This window comes from Leptospira ognonensis (assembly GCF_004770745.1).
GTDB classification, from domain to species: Bacteria; Spirochaetota; Leptospiria; order Leptospirales; family Leptospiraceae; genus Leptospira_A; species Leptospira_A ognonensis.
Genome location: NZ_RQGD01000045.1, coordinates 111033 through 124973, shown reverse-complemented (window position 1 = coordinate 124973; position 13941 = coordinate 111033). Strand labels below are relative to the sequence as shown.

General features: G+C 38.7%; 8 protein-coding genes. 4 read left to right on the top strand and 4 right to left on the bottom strand.

What is annotated here, in order from left to right; all coding sequences use genetic code 11:
- Positions 1-43: 43 nt before the first annotated feature.
- On the bottom strand, positions 44-1504 hold the full coding sequence (locus EHQ58_RS16095; protein ID WP_135624933.1) for an HD-GYP domain-containing protein: 1461 nt from the start codon (positions 1502-1504) through the stop codon (positions 44-46).
- 209 nt (positions 1505-1713) lie between these two features.
- Positions 1714-3954, bottom strand: a complete 2241-nt coding sequence (locus EHQ58_RS16090; protein WP_135624932.1) for an inorganic phosphate transporter — start codon at positions 3952-3954, stop codon at positions 1714-1716.
- Positions 3955-4305: 351 nt separating this feature from the next.
- On the opposite strand from EHQ58_RS16090, the gene EHQ58_RS16085 reads away from it, so the two are divergent.
- From EHQ58_RS16085 to EHQ58_RS16075, 3 genes are read left to right on the top strand one after another with little or no spacing between them, the layout of a single operon-like run.
- On the top strand, positions 4306-6546 hold the full coding sequence (locus EHQ58_RS16085) for an ATP-binding cassette domain-containing protein (RefSeq protein ID WP_135624931.1): 2241 nt from the start codon (positions 4306-4308) through the stop codon (positions 6544-6546).
- Positions 6539-7843: an HlyD family secretion protein gene (locus EHQ58_RS16080; protein WP_135624930.1), complete on the top strand. Its 1305-nt coding sequence runs from the start codon at positions 6539-6541 to the stop codon at positions 7841-7843. Before EHQ58_RS16085 ends, EHQ58_RS16080 begins: the two co-directional genes overlap by 8 nt.
- 19 nt (positions 7844-7862) lie before the next feature.
- The gene (locus EHQ58_RS16075) at positions 7863-9341 is read left to right on the top strand and encodes a TolC family protein (RefSeq protein ID WP_135624960.1); all 1479 of its coding nucleotides are present in this window, start codon (positions 7863-7865) and stop codon (positions 9339-9341) included.
- Here the strand turns inward: EHQ58_RS16075 and EHQ58_RS16070 are convergent.
- On the bottom strand, positions 9310-10881 hold the full coding sequence (locus EHQ58_RS16070; protein ID WP_135624929.1) for a helix-turn-helix domain-containing protein: 1572 nt from the start codon (positions 10879-10881) through the stop codon (positions 9310-9312). The two genes, EHQ58_RS16075 and EHQ58_RS16070, sit on opposite strands and share 32 nt — an antisense overlap.
- A 235-nt stretch (positions 10882-11116) precedes the next feature.
- Between EHQ58_RS16070 and EHQ58_RS16065 the strand changes: the two genes are divergently transcribed.
- The gene (locus tag EHQ58_RS16065; RefSeq protein ID WP_135624928.1) at positions 11117-11953 is read left to right on the top strand and encodes an SDR family oxidoreductase; all 837 of its coding nucleotides are present in this window, start codon (positions 11117-11119) and stop codon (positions 11951-11953) included.
- 2 nt (positions 11954-11955) lie between these two features.
- Here EHQ58_RS16065 and mdoH read toward each other — a convergent pair whose 3' ends face one another.
- Entirely contained in the window at positions 11956-13938 is a 1983-nt protein-coding gene (gene mdoH, locus EHQ58_RS16060) for a glucans biosynthesis glucosyltransferase MdoH (RefSeq protein WP_135624927.1), read from the bottom strand.
- Positions 13939-13941 lie beyond the last annotated feature (3 nt).

Below are 13941 nucleotides of genomic sequence, written 5' to 3'. Positions count from 1 at the left end.
GTTAGAGCACTTAAATATTTTAATGCAAAATAAATTTTTAGGATCAATTTCGGATCAATTTGCCAGCCGTTTCAAAAATAGTAGGGTTTATATCCTTATCAATAATATAGATAATTCTTTGCGAGATAGCAGCTTGAGATCCGAGATCGATGAGTGGTCTTCTTCGATCCATTCTGATTTGTGATAAATCAAAATTATCAATCATATATTTATAAGATTTTCGAAAGACTGGTTTGATAGAACCTATTCTTTGTAATATTGGTAAACTTTGAAATCTATCAACTTGATGAACCATACATAAGTCGAATAAAAAATGATTTTCTGAATCAAAGGAAGTCGTAATTAAAAAATCACCAGGATTGATGATCCTTTCATTATGATTCAATGCAGAACCGATATAGTCGAGTAGCAGTCGAATGTTTTTATTATTATAGGAAAAAAAGGAATTGTTTACAATGATTTTGAGTGCTTGTGATGAATTATAAGCAGGTCTCCACGATTGGTTGGTAGTTAAAGAGGCATATTCACTAGCCAATGATAAGATAGCAATATCTTCATCCTGAGTCGCATTCATTACTTGATGCTGTTGTAGGAATAATTGTTTTTCAATGTCTTCAATGATATTCTCTTTATTTGCTTCACCAGTATATTTATCTCTCACTGCCATTAGCTTTGTAAATGTAGATTTCGTGGTTGGAAAATTATTGTTTAATCCGACTCCGTGAAAGGGTCTATGGTGATTTAGAATCAAGGTTTTCACTTCCGATGAGATTTCCCGCGCCGCGAGTGTCATTAAATAACTTATGATGGGATGTTGTTTAATCGTTTGGTATTGGACTTTTGTTAATGGTTGTTCGTCGTTTATGTCTAATCTCGCATAACCAATGTCTGCTAAATAAGCCGCCATCATGATAGAGAGATATTCGGCGTGAGAATGGTTTGCCTCCTCTCTTAGTAGATGATTTTTTGCTTTGATCTTCATACCCATAGCTACGATCGTGCGTTTTGTCATCAATTCTGATCTTAAAGGTAGTTCACTTTGTCCCAGAAATTCGAGTATACTAAAAAATCCTGATTCAAATTCAGGATGGTGCATAAAATCAGTTAAGATATCTTGAATTGAATTTTGTACCAAGATGGCTTGGTTCGAAGTAAAAGCTTCCTTTCTCAGTTGGTCTATGAAATCATTCGTCTGTTTTGAAAATTTATCGATATGCTCTTTGTCAAGAGTATGGATCTTTCCTTTGTTAAATTTATGGCCACGCACTTCTTCTTTAAGTCGATTTAATTCTGAAACCAGAATGAAAATGCCATGCAACTCAAATTTGAGAAGCCTTTCGAAATCATCCTTGGTGAGGTGTTTTTTCTTTTCGAATACTAGATGTCCTTCTGAATTGTATAGATTGAACGGGACACTGTCATTGCTTTTGAAAGCGTTTAGTGTTTCACCTAGAAAGGTAAATTTGGCAAGCAAGTTGGGGGAAACATTTTGATTTACGTTCATAACTTTCTAATCCATTGGACGAAAGTAATAAAGAATTTCAAAAGTTTCGCAAAATGACAATTGTCAATGCGTTAGCAGTTTAGAATCAATCTTAAATTTATCCTATTCTAGACCAAAACCTTTTATGAAAAATCGTATCCGTAGGCGCGAATGGTTACGGTAAAGATAAACCAACCAGATAACAAGAGTTTGGAAGATGATAATTTTATTTACGATTTTTTCGTTGGTCTTTTTTTCCCCGTTCCAATAGAGAGTGTCTTTTCTAAGTTCTCATGGAGTTCGATCAAATTATTATTTAGATCCATCATCTCCTCAACAATCATAAGATAAGGCACTAAATCGTTAAGATGTGATTTTCCTTTTTTTACTCTTTTGATTTGGTCTTTGTGAATGGAGTATTTTAAATTGGCGAGTTTTTTCTGAAATGGTTTGGTGGAGGTGACCTTTGCGCTATTCTTATTCGAGATTTTTTCCACTGCTTTGAAGAGCTCGTGAATTGATTTTTTCAAATCGGAAAGATCTGTATCCTCTTCTTTACTCAGTGCCGTAAAATAATTTTCCAACTTAAAGGAAACGGAGTCTCTAATTGATATGATATTGTTTATAACTCTGCGGAAATTATGAAGAGAACTCTCAATACTAAATGCACTCAGCCAGGCGATTTCGGATAGGTCTGAATCATCTATTTCTGCGATACGACTCATATGAGTTGAGTATTGAAGGCTCAACCTTTGTAAGATTTTTTTTGTCCCTTTCAAAGATTTGGCATTTCCTGTTGAATGTGCAAGCAAGATATTATCTAAAGTTTTTCCTGCCTCGATCACGTTTTGTGAAAGTGTGGTAAGCATAGAGTGTATCGAACTCTCTGGGTTTGTCCTAAGCATGTTTATACTTTCAAGCGATTCTTTGAAGTCGATTTCTCTGGCTTTATGAATTTTGGAAAAATAATAAACCAAAAATAGCAAGATAGGAATGAGTAATATGAGAGCGTAAAAGTGGAAAAAATAAAAGAAAGTAACTACTGCGGCACTAACAATCGTTGTTACCATAGCCGTTACAAACCATCCTGCAATGACTGTTAATACGCCACTAACACGACTCACTGAGCTTTGTCGAGTCCAGGCCTTGTCTGCAAGGGAACTACCCATTGCCACCATAAAAGTTACAAAGGTAGTTGAGAGTGGAAGTTTATAAAGAGAGCCGGTCATGATGATGAGGCTGGCAGTTGTGATGTTTACGCTCGCACGCAAAGGATCAAATGCTTTTGATTCAGTTTCAGAGTCTTTATTTCTTTTATACCTATTCTTAATCAAGGTTTTAAACGAATCAGGAAGTATCGCTTTCAAAGCTGTCCAGAAATCTAAAAATACGGCAACAAGCCTTCTACCAATGATATTAGAAGAAAATAATTCATGTTCATTCTTTTCGCTCGCTAATGAAATCTCAGTTTTTGTTACCGTATGGGCTTTTTTGGACAAGAGCAAAGTGAGGATCATGATAAAGGCAGAAAATATAAGAAACATCTGCGGAACCTTCACCTTACCGGTTAATCCTGTTCCGAACGCTTGCGGATCTCCTGTTTCCTGAATCAATTGTACCGTGTTGTAACCCGCGATCGGCACACCAACAAAGTTCACCAAATCATTTCCGGCGAAGGCAACTGCTAAAGCAAATGTACCAAACAATATAATAAATTTAAATATATTATAATTTAGCAGAATAAGACTTTGAAAGGCGACCCATAACACTAAAGTTGTGCCCGAAATTAAAAGGAAAAAATTATTTGATACAAAAGTGTTTATTTCTGTTGAGCTTAGGGAAGAATCTTTCAGCGCAGAGATTATAATAAAAAACGAGACAATGGAGGTAGAAATGGCGGCAAAAAACCCACCAAAATATTTCATTGATTCTTTGAAATTAAATGTAAAAATCAATCTGCTGATACCTTGGGCGATCATTCCCATGATAAAAGCCACGAGAATGCTAAGAAAGATTCCTGAGATGATTTTGATCGCACTTTGAGAATTGATGTAATCGAATGCATCAGTTCCTACTGGTTTAGTAAGAAATGCCATCATCAAACTTGCGCCAAATAATTCGAATACAAGAGATACCGTTGTGGAAGTAGGTAATCCAAAAGTATTATAAAAATCTAGTAACAAGATATCGGTGATCATCACGGATAGAAAAATGAAGATCAGATTTTCAAGACTGAATAATTCTGGACGAAAGATTCCTTTACGGGCAACCTCCATCATTCCCGTGGAACTGATGGATCCAATCAATATACCTAAACTCGCAACAATGAGTATAACGCTTCTAGAACTTACTTTGGAACCGACAGCTGAATTCGTAAAGTTGACTGCATCGTTGGCAACACCAACAATGAGATCACTAATGGCAAGTAAGAACATGAGTAATATGACGGTTTGATAAATATTAAAATCCAATTTTTCTCTTCTCGCTAGTTTTCCATATCAGGAGCCAACAATTTTGGATTAGCAATAGAAATTGGATTCCACATTGTTACAAATAGATTAATCTTAAGTGTTCTGCTAGAAGTTACGATTTTGTTACAAAAGATACCTCTGTAGAAACAAGTCTTAGCACCAACAAAACACTGTTCGTTGTAAGGAGCTGATTTCTAAGTAGGAAGGAGTTGCCGTTACATTTTGGGATCGCTCTTCGATCCTCTTTTAAATTGTTTTCTCCATTGCTTTTTTTTCTTAAATTCGGAATTCTGAATTCTCGCTAGCCGTATCATTTGATGGTTTTTTAAGTCTAAAGGGCAGATTTACCTTATGAGCAATTTAATTAAGAAAATCCTGCCTTTTTGGGGTAAGGGTACCGAAAAAAAGAGCTTCCGCAGCCTCCCTGAGCACGATTCCCTCGAAAGTCGATTCCAATCTATCATCTCCTTCTTTCAGTTTCGCAATGGGGTTAAAAATTTTCCGAGCGATATCCTGACAATCATCAATGATTATGATTTTGGTTCTAGAAAGAGTACCATCGAAGGTTTAGCCGAGATCATTCGAGTCATTCCTAAAAAATTTAATCTCATCATGAAACTGCATGATCTGAGTATCTTGGAAATTCGATCCTATGTAACTGAAAGTTCCCCTTTGTTGGTGATCCTAGGGAATGAGAATGGCATGATTCAGGACATGTTTGCGATTGAGGGATATAGTGGTCTCTCTTATCACCTCGTGGACATTCAGACCAATGAGAAAATGAAACTTTCAGAGTCGAAGTTAATTGAATTATTTTCTTTAAAAAATTTATCTCAAAAGATTAAAATTTTGAGTGCAGAACCTACCTCCCGATTTTTAAGCCCGATCAAAAAAGAGAAAAAGGCGGATAAGTTTTTTTCCGCGATTCGCCAAATCTTCTTTCTAATGAAATTAGAAAGAAAAGATATTTGGATCATAACTATTTATGGTATCGGAATTGGGATTCTTTCCCTAGTGATACCGATTTCTACTTCTTCATTGGTTAACGTTGTCACGTTTGGTGTTATGTTACAGCCGGTTTATGTTTTAACATTTATCGTGGTCTGTTTTATGGGTTTTGCTGGGCTCATGCAAGTGGTCCAAACATATGTAATCGAAATCCTTCAAAGAAGGATTTTTGTTCGTATCGCTATCGAGTTTTCTGAAAAATTCCCTCAGATTAATAACGACACCTTTTCTACAAAACATAGGCCGGAACTTGCGAATCGTTTTTTCGATACAGTTACGATTCAAAAATCAATTAACTCACTTCTCGTGGATGGTCTGTCGGTAGTCCTTACCGCCATTATTGGATTCACTTTGATCGCAACGTATCATCCATTGTTTCTAGTTTTTGACGTTTTTGTTTTGTTCATCGGAGCCTACCTGATTATTTATCGCCGTGGTGTTAAAGCGGCGTATAACTACCTCGATGTATCTTTAGAGAAGTATAGAGTGGGCGCATGGATAGAGGAAATTTCTAGACACGAATCACTTTTTCATTCCAATATCGGTAGGAACTTCGCATATGAGAAAATGGAAAATCTGATGAAAGACTACCTCTGGACAAGAGAAAGATTTTTTCATAATTACATTCGACAAGTCGTTGGACTTGTATCGGTTCAAACCATTGCCAGCGGAGTTCTCCTGGGCATAGGTGGTTATTTAGTCATAGAAAGGCAACTAACAATCGGACAGCTGGTTGCCGCCGAAATCGTTATCTCTAAAGTTTTAAGTGATATGGCAAAATTTGGAAAACATTTGGAGGGCTTCTATTCTCTTGTTGCATCAGTTGACAAAGTCACATCTGTGTTGGATGCCGCTTCTGATGAAACGCCGAACAATTTATATTTTGGACAGGAAAGTAAAAATGTTTTAGAGGTTCATGGTCTGAGCTATGAAAATGCTCTAGGTAAGAAGTTACTTGAGGACATTCATTTTTCCATTCTTATGAATCGAAAAATAGCATTAAAAATAACAGATGTACAGGCAAAAGATGCTCTCTTTGATATTCTCATTGGGCTGATCCGGCCAGATTCGGGAGAGGTTTTGGTGGGTGGGCAGAATGTATTAAATACAGATTATTTTTTACATCACAATAACATAATTCTTCTTAGGCGAAACGAGTTGGTGGAAGGAGATTTAACGGAAAATATTCGATTGGGTGATAGTCAGATTTCACATCTCGACATTATCCGAGCTATCGATATTCTTGGTGGAAGTGAAATTTTAAAAAGCCTACCTGATGGTTTAAAAACATCAGTAGCAACGTTTGGAGCCCCGCTAAATCAAATGGAAAGGTCCTTGATTCAGCTTGTTCGATTTGTAGTACACAAGCCAAAACTTGCAATCATAGATGGCCTGCTGGATGAAATTCCAGAATTTATGGTAAACCGATTTTTCGAGTATGCCAACGGAAAGGACTCTCATGGAACAGTATTGCTTTATTCGAAACTGCCAACGGTTCTTTCAAAAGTTGATTCAGTTATCATCCTGGAAGATACTTCGGCAAAAAAAATAATGGAAAAGCAAGGGAAGAAGAGAAATGTTTAAGGTTAAGGCAGAATCGAATCTTTCATTATCAAGTTTTCAATTGGTGCAATCTTCATTACCGGCAAGAACACTCGCTTACACATTGGCCTTGCTTTTTATTTTTTCGCTCCTCATCCTTCCCTTTGTGCCCTGGCAGCAGACAACCGTGGGCATCGGACGAGTCGTAGCCTATGCACCTTTGGATAGGCAGCAACTGATAGAATCTCCGATCAATGGAAGGGTTGTTAAATGGCACGTTCATGAAGGAACACGTGTGAAGAAGGGCGATCCCATTATAAATATTTCTGACAATGACCCTGACTTTATAGATCGGATACGTTCAGAAAAAAATGCGCTTTTGTCCCGACTCGAAGCAGCCAGATCAAGAGAGGATTCCATTCGGGCACGTATTATTTCTTTGAGATCCTCGAAGGGAAGCGCGGTTGATGCTGCTGAGTCAAGAAGGCTCATGGCACTTGACCGAGTGCGCGGCGCCGAACAGGCAGTTGATGCTGCGAAAGCGAATCTGAAGGCAACTGACATACAACTAGATCGACAAAAGCTGCTCGTGGAAAAGGGGCTTGCCTCCAAAAGGAATCTAGAGCTTGCCGAGTTAGACCATACAAATGCGGTTACTGGACTCGACCGAGCGAGAGCAGCTCTGGACGCAGCCAAAAAAGAAGCGCGGGCCTTTGGCTCCGATACTGGGAAGGTAGGAGAAGATGCAGAAGCTATGATCAATGATGCACGAGCTTCTCTTGCCAGCGCACAGGCAGAAGTTGCTCGCGTATTGGAAGAGCTACCACGTATCGAGGCAAGGCTTTCGCGGCAGCAAACCCAAGAAGTGTATGCCTCACGAGATGGCACCATCATGCGAATCTTGGTCAATCCCGATACGCAACAGTTGAAAGAAGGTGACGGTGTGGCCATTATCGTTCCTGACTCTGAAGACAAAGCCGTAGAGCTTTATGTCAATGGCGATGACATTCCGCTAATCAGAGAAGGCAGGAAAGTGCGATTGCAATTCCAAGGTTACCCCGTATTGCAGTTAGCCGGTTGGCCTGAAGTTGCCGTTGGTACTTTTGGAGGGATTGTAAAATTGGTAGACGTTTCGGATAATGGGTCCGGCAGCTTTAGAATTCTTGTTGAGCCAGACAAAGAAGACCGAGCGTGGCCTTCGAGCGCTTACCTTAGGCAAGGTGTTCGCGTAAGAGGATGGATTTTCCTGAATCGTGTGAGTTTAGGATTCGAGCTTTGGAGAAAGTTTAATGACTTTCCACCAATGTTGCCCCTCGAAGAGATGAATAAAATTGAGTGAAGAGAGTGAGTGTGCGCTTATGCTAAAAAAGAGTTTCATTTTTTTAAAATCAATCTTCATCATTCCTTTCGGGATTTTAGCTGGAGAATTTGAAATTGACCCCATTCAAAAGAGCGACTTTGACAATCTTCACGGACCAAATATTTACTCTGAGGACTATATAAACAAACAGCCTGGTGTCTTGAGTTTGGCTGAACTCTTGAAATCAGTTGAAAAATCTTATCCCTTGGTCCTTGCTGCTGAAAAATTATTAACCGAAGCAGAATACAACTATTTGGCGGCAGAAGGAGCATTTGATCTTCAGTTTCGATCCATTGGCACCACAAAGCCCCTTGGATTCTATCAAAACAATGCATCCGATAGTTTCATTGAAAAGCCAACTCCGTTAGGTGGCACTTCCTTCTTTGCTGGTTATCGCATTGGTCGCGGAAATTTTCCAGCTTATGATGGTCGCAGAGAGACAAATGATTTGGGAGAGGTTAGAGCCGGTGCACTCATTCCTTTGTTTCGAAACCAACAAATTGATAAAAATCGTGCGGATCTAAGAAAAGCAGAGATTGATCGAAAACTTGCTGAGTTATCCATTCAAAAGTTGAAGATCGAATTGATCCGAGAAGCTACGAGAAGGTATTGGAAATGGGTAGCCACTGGACAAGATTATTTGGTCTATAAGGACTTACTTGAGATCGCAAGAGTTAGGGAAGGACAAATTATAGATCGTATCAAACTTGGAGACCTTCCAAAGATTGAAAGTTCCGATAACAGAAGAGCCATTTTGCAGAGAGAATCTCAATTTGTCACAGCGGAAAGAGAACTCCATAAGGCTGCGATTGATCTTTCCTTATTCTTACGTGAGCCCGATGGAAAATTAATCACACCAAATAACAATCGATTGCCGATCGGATTTCCCAAGACTGTCGATCCGAAAGAATTAGACATAGAGCTCTCACTCAAAAAAGCAATTAAGAACCGACCTGAGATTAAAGACATGGAGTTCAAACGAGATAAGGTCAGCGTGGACCGCGATCTTGGTTATAACGCCGCCAAACCACAGGTTGATTTGCTCGTTGCTGCCTCGCAAGACTTTGGTCCAGGTTCGATCACGCGTGCAAAGCCCGAACTTGAAGCTTCTTTAGTTCTAAATGTTCCCTTACAAACCAGAAGACCTCGTGGACTGATTGGGGCGAGTGAGGCGAAACTCTCTCAATTGGATCAGGAACTACAGTTTACCAAAGATAAGATACAAACCGAGATTCATGATACGATTTCAGAAGTGATTGCGACTGGGAAACGGGTGGCGATTGCAAAAAGTGAATTTGAACTGGCTAAAAAGCTGGAAGAATTAGAGAGAGAACGATTCTTCTTGGGGGATTCCACTCTTCTAATTGTAAACATTCGTGAGCAAACAACTTCCGAGGCAGCGATTCGGGAAATCAAAGCCTTGTTTGATCACCACACAGCAGTAGCTAACTATAAAGCTGCAATTGCTTCTTTCTAAACTCAAGTGGTGTCAAAGATTCATGTTTTCGAAAAGCCTCATTAAAAACTGACTTTGAAGTAAACCCGCATTCTAAAGCCACATCCAAAACTGGTTTTCTTACATCTTCGACGAGGAGGCGTTTTGCCTCCTCGATACGATACTTTTTTAAAAGGTCCGCAAAAGAAATTTTTAAAATCTGATTCAGTATTTCGGATGTTTGGTGGACTGTCAATCCGAGTAGTGCCGCCAGATCCGATAGCCTCAACTCCTCTTCTAAAAAAACTTTGTCTTCTGTCATCAGTGAGGTTAATTTTTCAATTACCTCTTCAATATTAACCCCGTTAAGATATGATTTTCTGTCGGAGGAATTTGCCATTGGTAGCGAAAGATTTAGATCTCTTTTAAATTTTAAAATTTCAAGTTTAGTTAATGTTAGTTCTGTTTCGATATCGTAGATGTGAGCTCGAATGGTTCTAGATACGAAAAATGCATTAGCAGGAATAAATATGGAGAGAAAGAATAAATAAATTTTGCTATCGTGTGAATCGAATGTTTCGTAAGAAAAAATATTTAATACTTCAAAGATGAGTAAGCACAGTAAGCTAAGTATGAGCCACGGTGTCGGTCGAAGTTGGTCTTTTAGGTTGGTGAGGGCAAGACGAATCGATAAAATGGTTAGAGCCAGATAAAGGCCCGTATATAAAACCGAAATGAGAACCCTTGGTGTATCGGTAAAACTACAGAAAATTAAAAAGACAGCTAAAACTGTTGCGGCTTGAAACGAGCGGTGAGAGATAGGATACCTGATTTTCGTTTGGAAATAATCGGAAAGCCAGGCACAACCAGTGAGGATCAAAATTCCGATGATCACTTTTTTGAATAGAGATAGGGGGATGGCATAATTAGGAAAAAGATAGTAATTGGCAAGTCCTGATCCGAAAATGAAAACAAGAAAAATTGCAAAATGAAATGCAGTTAAAAAGTACAGCCACCTCTTTTTATAAAGCAGACAAAAATAGATCAGTCGGAATAAAAACGCTAAAATTAAGATTAAGAAACTAAAGACAAGACCCGTTTGCCAGTTGATGATTTCGAAAAGTTCTTCCGTCGTAATGAGTTTGATTTCTGATTCGATAAAATTTTTAGATCGAATGCGAATGGCGATTTCCTTTTCCCCATTTGGTGGTAATTCGAGCGGGAACGTCGGGAAAATTTGCATCACTGGCCAGGCCGATACTGGATGCGAATACCCTGCTTTTGTGCAAGTTTCCTTCTGAATGCAAACTTCTACTTCATCCAGGTGGCTCCAGAGAAAGATCAGAAAATAGGATTTGGTTTTTGTTGCTTGGTTTTTTGCGAGTATGGAGAATTGAACATCCTCTTTCTGAAATCCATAGTGGATGACCATAGATTTCTCGTCTAACTGACGCAATTCTTTTTGTATAGTTTCAATCGGTTGGAGAGACACGACTTGGGTCAAATCACGCGCGTAGGAATCGGAAACAGTAATCAAAGCGATACCCAGAAGGAATATATGCTTACAGAATGTTCGAGCCATACTTTTTTAGTTCCAACTTATAAGATGGGACGACTTAATTCCCCATATCTGTTATAAATAGAGTAGGTTAAAAAAGGGAAAGAAACATTTCTAGCACCTGAAAAATACGGGGTTTGAAAGGTCTAGGGACGTCTTACAGTCGAATAGGATAGAGCCACCGAATCAAGGACGGCATTGCCAGAACGCAGGCATAAGTTTTGTGAGAAGACAAGGAAATGAGTAAATAAGGACCAAAATGGAAAATGCATTAAACGGACAAACGGTTATCATTACAGGGATTACGGATGCGTCGTCCCTTGCGCTTTCAATTGCAAAGGAGTGCAAAAATCAGGGTGCACAATTGCTTTGTACAGGTCTAGGAAGGACCCCACATCATAAAAATGTTTCAGAGAATGGACTGGCTTACCTGGAGAAAACATACAGTGACTTCGTAAAAACGGTTCAGACCGAACTCGGGCAGGAAATTAAAACCTATGCATTGGATGTGGGAATCCAAGAAAGCATTGATGATTTTGCTTCCCTTCTGAAAAAAGAAGGCATTTCGGTGAATGGACTTCTGCATTCTATCGCAATGGATAAAACGATCCGTCAAGGGAAAGTGAAACCAATCATGGATGTGACAAGAGATGAATTTATGGACGCTATGAACATATCTGCATTCTCTCTTCTTGCTTTGACAAAGGCGTTATACCAACAGTCTCTATTGCAAAAAAAATCCTCAATCATCGCCTTGAGTTATTTAGGTGCTGAAAAAATTGCAAGCCATCCTTATAAAAATATTGGAATGGCAAAAGCAGCATTAGAGCGATTAGTAAAGGAGCTTGCCTGGGAGCTTGGAAAAACAGATGGTATTCAAGTAAATGCCATACGGTTCTCTGCATATACTGCCAGTAAGGCGGGAGGTGCTATCGAAGGACTCGCTGCAGCAGTCGCGGAAGCAGAAGAAAAATCTCCGCTAGGAAATGCAATTCCTCAAGATTTAGCAGATGAAGTCGTATATCTTTTTAGAAAGAACAATAGAATCACAGGTGAGATTCGCAATGTAGATGGTGGATACCATATCCGAGGATAGATTCAATTCCAATACGGATTTCTTTCAGAAGGATATGTTTTCCAATATTTATCGTGAAACGTGATTAGCGCCGTTTTGCTATATAAGATTCGCAATGTTTCCTTTGCGGAGATTGCTTTTGGTCCTTGAAAGAGCATTTTTTCGCAAAGAAGCTTTAGGGATTCCTTCGATTTTTCCTTTTCTAAAAGCCGCTCTCGAATCATAAACAAATGAATTCCAAATATATAAGGATCGGTTAATACAAGCTTCAATGCATTTGTCGGCGTAATTTCTGATTTTTCAGTTAAGTTTGATGGATGCGTTTGGACAGTGACGAGAGAAGACACAACTGCGATGAGCGGCGCGAGTATCCATGAGGCCCAAATAGGAGAAATCCAAATCAATAATTGAGTTTCTGTGTGCCATAAAAGTATAAAAATTAAAATACCACTTATAAATGGCATTTTGAAATTTTGAAATGCGATAAAAAAAGGAAGTGCTTTTGAAATGTCCCGATTTTGATTTTTCCAAATCACTTTTTTGCCTGATAAGGTAAAGAGTACAAATTGTACATACATAAACATGTTGGTCGGCGCCATCAGGAAAGATACGAAAGTTTCTATGAGAAAAAAGCTCGTCAGTTTGAGTCTAGAAATCGGAATTCGTTCGGGTTTTATCAATTCGACAAGGAATGCTAAAATTTTAGGCACAAAAAGAAGACAGAGCGTAATTGCCTGAAGTTGAATCGCTTTTCCAATATAATACTGTTTGAATATGATTTCAAATTCTCTGGAATTAAATGCCAATCTAAAAAAGCGTAAATCATCTAAATACAAGATCAGGGACAAAACGATAAATAGAAGCCAAAGTACACTGGAAAGATAGGAAAAAATTCCAAGCAATATTGAAATCTTAGACTGGAAATTTAATTCGCGGGCTCCTAAAAACCAAAAGTGTTGTAAATTTCCTTGGCACCATCTTTGGTCTCTCTGCAGAGATTCAATCCAGGTCGGAGGATATTCTTCGAAACTCCCCGGCAGATCTGTTGTGAATTGTACGGAATATCCAGCTCTTCGAATTAGAGCGGCCTCAATCGTATCATGGCTTAAAATTTTGCCACCAAGAGCACCTAACTTAGGGAGCTTGGGAAGTGCGCAATGCTCGATAAAAGGCTCAAGCCTGATAATGGCGTTATGGCCCCAAAAAGAACTAGAATTCATCTGCCAATAACTAGCACCCGTTAGATAATACTCGCTATATAGCTTTTGAGAATATGCGAAAAGTTTTTGGAATAAGGACTGGGTTTTGTAAATTTGGGGATTTGTTTGCAAGATTCCTAAGGTTGGTTCCGATTCCATTTTTTTTGCGAGAAGAAGCATGGCATCGGCTTCCATATAACTATCCGCATCGAGAACAATCATATACCGGTAATTTTTTCCAAACCGCCTACAAAAATCCGAAATATTCCCGCTTTTTCCATTCGTATTGGACTTTCGGCGACGATAGTAAATCCTTCCCCAACCCTCTGTTTTTTTTATCAGTTTGATATATTCTAATTCTTCTTCGATCCAAACATGTGGTTGGTTTGAGTCGCTAAGTATAAAAAAATCGAAAGAGTTGCATTCGTTAGATGATTTGATCGCGGAATACATGGATGATATTCTCTCATAGACCTCCGTTGGATTTTCATTATAGATAGGTACAACAATGGCGACAGGTACTTTATCGATTTCGATAGATTTAAGAAGGTCTTTTTCGATGATGCATCTCTTTGCATCGCCTCCTTTGAAGTATTGAAAGAATCCAAAAAGGGCGATGGTTGCCCCATAAGATAGGTGCAAAAATAAAATGGAAAATGTAAAAAGTAGGATTCCGTCAATCCAATCAAACTGTCGAAAAGATAGAAATTCAAAGTAGACAAGTGTGCCATAACCTGAAAGTAAATTTACAAAACCCCAAAAAGAAAAAATCCTAAATGTATAAGTATTAAATTTGATAAATGGCATATG

What these genes read in the sequence shown, in the direction of transcription:
- EHQ58_RS16085 (WP_135624931.1), top strand. Translation starts at nt 4,306, where the DNA reads ATGAGCAATTTAATTAAGAAAATCCTGCCTTTTTGGGGTAAGGGTACC.
- EHQ58_RS16075 (WP_135624960.1), top strand. Translation starts at nt 7,863, where the DNA reads ATGCTAAAAAAGAGTTTCATTTTTTTAAAATCAATCTTCATCATTCCT.
- EHQ58_RS16065 (WP_135624928.1), top strand. Translation starts at nt 11,117, where the DNA reads ATGGAAAATGCATTAAACGGACAAACGGTTATCATTACAGGGATTACG.
- EHQ58_RS16080 (WP_135624930.1), top strand. Translation starts at nt 6,539, where the DNA reads ATGTTTAAGGTTAAGGCAGAATCGAATCTTTCATTATCAAGTTTTCAA.
- EHQ58_RS16070 (WP_135624929.1), bottom strand. Translation starts at nt 10,881, where the DNA reads ATGGCTCGAACATTCTGTAAGCATATATTCCTTCTGGGTATCGCTTTG.
- EHQ58_RS16095 (WP_135624933.1), bottom strand. Translation starts at nt 1,504, where the DNA reads ATGAACGTAAATCAAAATGTTTCCCCCAACTTGCTTGCCAAATTTACC.
- mdoH (WP_135624927.1), bottom strand. Translation starts at nt 13,938, where the DNA reads ATGCCATTTATCAAATTTAATACTTATACATTTAGGATTTTTTCTTTT.